Source organism: Schlesneria sp. (assembly GCF_036405755.1).
GTDB lineage: Bacteria > Planctomycetota > Planctomycetia > Planctomycetales > Planctomycetaceae > Schlesneria > Schlesneria sphaerica.
In genome coordinates this window covers 1-5723 of record NZ_DASWWZ010000124.1, presented here as the reverse complement: position 1 = coordinate 5723, position 5723 = coordinate 1, and the positions used below count along the sequence as shown (strand labels likewise).

Sequence of the window (5723 nt, the reverse complement as noted above, 5' to 3'; positions counted from 1 at the left end):
TCAATCAAGGCTCGAGCGGCGGCCATGGGGGAGGGGGCACTGCAAATGGCGCTGCTGACCGCAACTCGCCGGGCACCTGCACCAACGACCGTCGCCACGTTGCCCGTTCCGATTCCGCCAATAGCGAACCAGGGGATCGATACCTCCTTACTCACTTCCCGAACCAGTGTCAGACCGGGAAAGTCGGAGAAGGACTTGGTCGTGCTGGGGAAGGTCGGGCCCACACCCAGATAGTCGGCTCCCTCCAGGACCGCTTGGCGGGCCTGTTCGACCGAATGCGTCGATACGCCGACAAGCCGTTCTGGGCCCACGATCGTGCGGGCTTCCGCCACTGTGAATTCCTCCTGTCCGACGTGAACCCCATCGGCATCGCAAAGCACCGCAAGATCAGGCCGGTCGTTAATGACCAGCAGGGCTCCCACTGCGGCAGTCCATGCCCGCAGCTGTCGTGCGAGTTGCAGCCATTCCCGGTCCGAGAGCGATTTTTCGCGAGATTGAATGAGTCGAACGCCTCCGTCCAGTGCCGCTTTCACGACTGCTTCCGGTCCGCCGTCGCAAGCCGCGGCCGTGATCAGTAGATAAACCCGTTGATCATCCAGACGCTGCCGGGCATCCTGATCGGTGCCATGTACCTTTTCTGTCGTGTAAAGCTGATAGCGAAGCTGTTCAAAGCGCGCAGCAAGCTTTGCATCGACCACTTTGCTGAATTCTTCCAGACTTCGCAGCGCCTCCTGCACGCGTTTGAACGCGGCCTGGACGACATCGTCGGCCGACGTTCTCTGGTATTCCGTGGCAACAGAAATCGTTGTCCCAACGTCGTTTACCGTGTCGCGGGCTGAAAGCAGGGCTGAGGTGGGAAGCTCGGACAGAATACCGGTCAGTTCATGCCGGTGCTGTTTGAGACGGCGCGAGAGCGTCTCATCATTCTGCATAAAACGGGCAAAGTCTTCGATCACCCGCAGTCCCTCTCGTGCGCGGTTGGCCGAGGCGTCCAGAATCCGAAAAACGTCGAGCCGAACATCTGTCATCAGAAGCTTCCCGAGAGAGGGCTATATTTGAACCGTAAATTGTAGAAGGAAATTTTTGTGCTGATAGTTCACGTCCGACGACACGATGTACAAATCTGCTGAACAACCCCATTCCATGGACGTAGACATGGGGTTCCACTCTTCTGGACAATGAGTACAATCAAGGCGTCATGTCTTGACCCCTCTGTCCAACCTGTCCCCAAATGAGATCTGCTATGTGGTTTACTGAAAATGCGTGGCCTCCCATGTTGATTTGCGCTGTGGCAGGCATCGTATTTCTGGGACTATGGAATTCGGACAGGCGAAGTCTGTATCTAGTGCTGGCTCTGGTTTCGCTAGGGATGATCGGCGTTGTCTACGGGGTCGAGCGGATGATTGTGACGGATGGAGAGAAATTGCAGCTGCAGGTCGTCGACCTCTGCAATCAATTCCGTCGGCGCGACCCCGCTGCACTCGACCATTTTGCTGCGTCGGCGCCGGGTCTGAGACTCCTCTGTCAAGAGGCGATGGCTCTGGTGGAGGTCGGCGACGATCTGCGGCTGACAGATTTTAAGACGACACTGACAAATCAGAATTCTCGAGGTCGAGTTCACTTTCGCGCGAATGCAACGATTTCCGTGATGGGATTCACTGGTCACCATCCGTTTCGCTGCGTGTTAAGCTTTCAGAAAGAGGGTGGAAACTGGCGAATCATCGACGTCGAACGTCTGGACCCGATCAAAGGTGAGAAAATCGGGGTGATGGATCGAAGATAGTCGAAAGTCGCTCGTTAAATCCGGTAAAACCGAATTCATCCGATGCGCGACAATGTTTCCTTTCATGAACATTGTTTTGCAATCTTTACACTCCACTTTAACAGAAAAGTTGCGGTCATAATTATCGGGTCGAGGGAGCGACTCACAGCAAAGGATTGTCCGACCCAACGCTATCAGTGGAGGTTTAGAATCATGATCACCAGTCTTCGTGGAACCAACGAACTCGCCGCCGTCCAACGCCGAATTCAGAATCGCCGAGTGGGGGGACGTCGCTCTCGTTCAGAGATCGATGCAGAAACCGTCGCGGCACCGCTCGAGGCCGCACCTCGACGTAAGGTCGAACGCCGCAAGATGATCGATCCGACGACTTGTGAGCGGGATTACACCCTCGACGAAGTCGAATTCATGAAAGCAATGGACGAATACAAGCGGAAGAGCGGTCGGATGTTCCCCACATGGAGCGAAGTTCTCGAAGTCGTCCGCAGTCTCGGTTACGTCAAGAAGACCGACAGCCAGGCGGAATGGAGCAACTGAGCTCTGTCGGCTTCGAAACGGAGCGTGCTGCTGGCACTTTCCGTTAGAGAAAGTTCATCATCCCCCAGCAGGATGCGCGGGATGATGGATCGGTTTTAGCGGGTAAGAAACTCCGGGGCGGCTGCAATCGATCCCGGAGCAGGCCCCGTGCCGGTCTTTAATGCCGGTCTCTTTCTGTCAGGCGGGTGCGACCAAAACGCCCTGCGCGTGATCGCCGAAACGCTTTCAGACGTGGCCCGCCTAGAGCGAGCACAACATTCTCGATGTCGTTCTTTTTCGTGGGTGGGCGTGATCACCGCCAGATACGAGACTGACGCTATTCAAGTCGAGGGCTGAGGCGTCTGTCTGCTGCCCGTACACACTGGGGAGTACGTTTTCGGCTTCCGATCGCGTGAAAGGTCAGCTCATGTCCTTGAACGCGTCCCAGCCCAGATATCCCACGATGGCCGCGCTCAGCAGGAACAGGATGTCCATCGTCATGGATTTGGCGAAAGGGACGCCGAGAATCATATCGAGCAATGCCAGAATGGCGACGAAGCCCGCAACTCCGAATGATCCGAAAATGAGGTTTTTTCCGAGATTGGTTGCCATCCGGCCTCTTCCTTGTGTCGATCTGCACGAGCGTGTCGCCGATGTTGATCATCGGCGAAGGTCACTTCCATAATATAGCTCAGGCGATACGGCGGAAGCGAGCCGATTCACTTTTTCCGCGTGTTTTCAAAGTTGCGCGGATTCTGGCGACAAAGCTGCCTCGAAGAACCCGACCAGATGTGTCCGTGTTTCAGCCTTCGATCAGATACAGGCGCAGCATATTCATCGCGACTTTCGCCGTTCTGCTTTTCGCGATCGCAGGGTCGCCGAAATGCTGGACTTTCTCGACCTTGGAATGCTTCGGACCGGCCAGGGCGACAAACGATGCGGGGAAGGGTGCCAGGGGATCGTCCGGATCAAAGTTGGGCCATTCCGTCACCGCGAGGGCGAAATGTGTCCCAAATCGCTGGCGACATCCTTTGGCACAGGCCAGCGCGACTTCCTGACTGATCGGTCCGTACTGACGGATCAACATCGGGTCGACCGAAACGAGTTCTCGTTTGGCGAGATTCGTGGGAACGACGACCCCTCCCATATAACACGATTCGAACCCGGGAACCCCGGTCAGTCGGTGAGCCAGCAGTCCCCCCGTACCCGATTCGGCCGTTGAGAGCGATGCGCGGCGCAGCTTCAATAACCGGACAAGAGCATGTTCCAGTTCTTCGTCTTCCACCCCGAAGACCAATGTTCCCATACGGTTCAGCACGATTTCGCGAGTTTTCTCGATCTTCTGATGACACTCATCGATCGAGCTGGCGGCGGCGGTGATGCGGAGAGTGATCGTCGCTTCGTGAACGGTGATGCCGACGTCGGGGTCACGTCCCCGGGCGGTCAGGTCGCCCAGTGCTTCTTCTGCCTGTGATTCCCCCACTCCGAAAAGATTGATTCGGGCCCGGCGGATGACTTGTCCACTTCCGTCCAGTCGGGGAAGAACCTGCTGCCGGAACATCTGCTTCATCTCACTGGGGACGCCTGGCATCGCCGCAATGTGTGAGAGGGTTCCATCTGCGCGTCGATATGTCATCCAGATCCCGGGAGCGGTCCCGCGGGGATTGGGAAGGGGGTCGCTGCCGTGAGGAAACATCGCCTGCATCACGTTTCGCTCGGGCATCGGCCGATTTCGCTTGGCGAACATGGATTTAATGTATTCGAGCGACTGTTCGTGCAAAATCAGTTCGACGCCGGCGAATTTGGCGAGGGCATCGCGCGTCAGGTCGTCCAGAGTGGGACCTAGCCCTCCGGTCATCAGCACGATTTCGGATCTCTCGGCCGCCGTCCGCAGCGCGCCGACCATCTCGTCCAGCTCGTCGGCGATCGTCATATGTGCGAGAACCGGAATACCGATTTCTGCCAGTTCAAGGCTCAGCCATTGACTGTTTGTATCGAGTTTAGTCCCCGCTGTAAGTTCGGTTCCAACGGAGATAATTTCGGCATGCATGGAAAATTCTCTGGAAATTCAGCGTTCGCGTGGACGAGATCGTGAAATCGATCAATGCGGCAGGAGTGTTTTCATCGTATTTGCTCCGGGGCGGCTGATCGACGTTCCCTGATTCCGAGTGTTATTGGTTATCGGCAGCCGCTTTCGGCGAGGTCATGGTGGGCAGATCAGAAGTTTAATCGCTTCTCGATCGTTCAGGCAACGCGTTCAATTCTGCCATTTGGTCTGAATCCAATGAATAATTCACTCGGGGCGGGATATAATGCTTGAGCCATGCGTACCGCTTCGGGGTGACGAGGCCTTTTCCATCGCGTAAATCAAGAGGAATTGGGGAGTTACATTTGAATGCTCCTTCTTGCTGGAGGAAAGCGACTGCTGCGACGATTCGGGAATCGTCTTTCCTAAAACAGGAACTTTGACAACAATTCCCTGACGGTTTGCCGAGAGCCGAAAATCAAGAATTTGGTCGGAGTCAGGATGAGGTCAGGTATGGATTTTCTTTCTCGCCTACGCTTTTACGGCTGCACAATCTTGCTGCTGACCGGGCATGTTACGCTGAGCAGCTTGGTGTTCTCTGCCGAAGAATCGCTGTCGCGATCATGGTTCGAAACCATCAAGCGACAAGCCGAAGATGCGGTGCAGTCGAAAACGGCGGGGGGACGTCAGTTCTGGGGCGATATTTACCACTGCAGTGGATGGCGGATCCAGCAGAACGTGTTCAGCGGACAGTGCCGTTTGATTGATCCAGAAAGCCTGCGTCATACCAATGGGACTTTCGCCGAGTGTCGGACCGTATTGGACGAGATCGCTCGCGAACGAAATCTCGCGCCGAAGAACGGGCCTGCTGTGATCCTGATTCACGGTCTGCTGCAATCTTCCCGCTGTATGACATCATTAGGAAAGAGTCTGCAGAATGCAGGGTACCAGACGGTCGAGTTTGATTATCCCAGCACCCAGATTTCCATTCCCGAGGCCGCGCGCAACCTGGACAAGGTGATTCAATCGCTCGACGGAGTCAGCGAAATCAACTTCGTCGTCCACAGCATGGGTGGACTGGTCGTTCGAGCTTACACCAAGGAATTTGATGATCCCCGGATCAAACGGATGGTGATGCTGGGGACACCGAATCAAGGTGCGGAACTGGCTGATTTGACTCGCCGAAGCTGGCTGCTCAGAACCGCAGGGGGGCCAAGTGCACGCCAGCTGGGAACCCGTTCGAACGGACTGATTCCACAGCTTCCTGTGCCGAAATTCGAGTTTGCCGTGATTGCCGGATCCAGTGGAACGGCTTGCGGATGGAATCCCCTGATTCCCGGGGATGACGATGGAACTGTCACGGTCGACAGCACCAAGCTACCGGGCGCATCCGACTTCGGC

General features: G+C 56.0%; 6 protein-coding genes. 3 read left to right on the top strand and 3 right to left on the bottom strand.

Features of this window, described 5'->3' with window-relative positions; genetic code table 11:
* Nucleotides 1-1028 (bottom strand): thiamine phosphate synthase (locus tag VGE80_RS04315; protein ID WP_440591795.1); only part of this gene is annotated, 1028 nt, incomplete at its 3' end.
* 215 nt (nt 1029-1243) lie between these two features.
* Here VGE80_RS04315 and VGE80_RS04310 point away from each other — a divergent pair.
* Nucleotides 1244-1783 carry a hypothetical protein gene (locus VGE80_RS04310; protein WP_373653203.1) on the top strand — a complete coding sequence of 180 codons (540 nt, stop codon included), beginning with the start codon at nt 1244-1246 and terminating at the stop codon, nt 1781-1783.
* A 192-nt stretch (nt 1784-1975) separates the two neighbouring features.
* Nucleotides 1976-2317, top strand: coding sequence for a hypothetical protein (locus VGE80_RS04305; protein ID WP_440591794.1), 342 nt, complete (start codon nt 1976-1978; stop codon nt 2315-2317).
* Nucleotides 2318-2716: 399 nt separating this feature from the next.
* Here VGE80_RS04305 and VGE80_RS04300 read toward each other — a convergent pair whose 3' ends face one another.
* On the bottom strand, nt 2717-2908 hold the full coding sequence (locus tag VGE80_RS04300; RefSeq protein ID WP_373653201.1) for a hypothetical protein: 192 nt from the start codon (nt 2906-2908) through the stop codon (nt 2717-2719).
* Between the two features lie 190 nt (nt 2909-3098).
* On the bottom strand, nt 3099-4346 hold the full coding sequence (locus tag VGE80_RS04295; protein WP_397569148.1) for a CinA family nicotinamide mononucleotide deamidase-related protein: 1248 nt from the start codon (nt 4344-4346) through the stop codon (nt 3099-3101).
* A 489-nt stretch (nt 4347-4835) separates the two neighbouring features.
* Here VGE80_RS04295 and VGE80_RS04290 point away from each other — a divergent pair.
* On the top strand, nt 4836-5723 hold an 888-nt coding region (locus VGE80_RS04290; protein WP_440591793.1), incomplete at its 3' end, for an esterase/lipase family protein.

Bases quoted from the DNA above. Each gene is read 5' to 3' on its own strand.
- VGE80_RS04310 (WP_373653203.1), top strand. From the start codon at position 1,244: ATGTGGTTTACTGAAAATGCGTGGCCTCCCATGTTGATTTGCGCTGTG.
- VGE80_RS04305 (WP_440591794.1), top strand. From the start codon at position 1,976: ATGATCACCAGTCTTCGTGGAACCAACGAACTCGCCGCCGTCCAACGC.
- VGE80_RS04300 (WP_373653201.1), bottom strand. From the start codon at position 2,908: ATGGCAACCAATCTCGGAAAAAACCTCATTTTCGGATCATTCGGAGTT.
- VGE80_RS04295 (WP_397569148.1), bottom strand. From the start codon at position 4,346: ATGCATGCCGAAATTATCTCCGTTGGAACCGAACTTACAGCGGGGACT.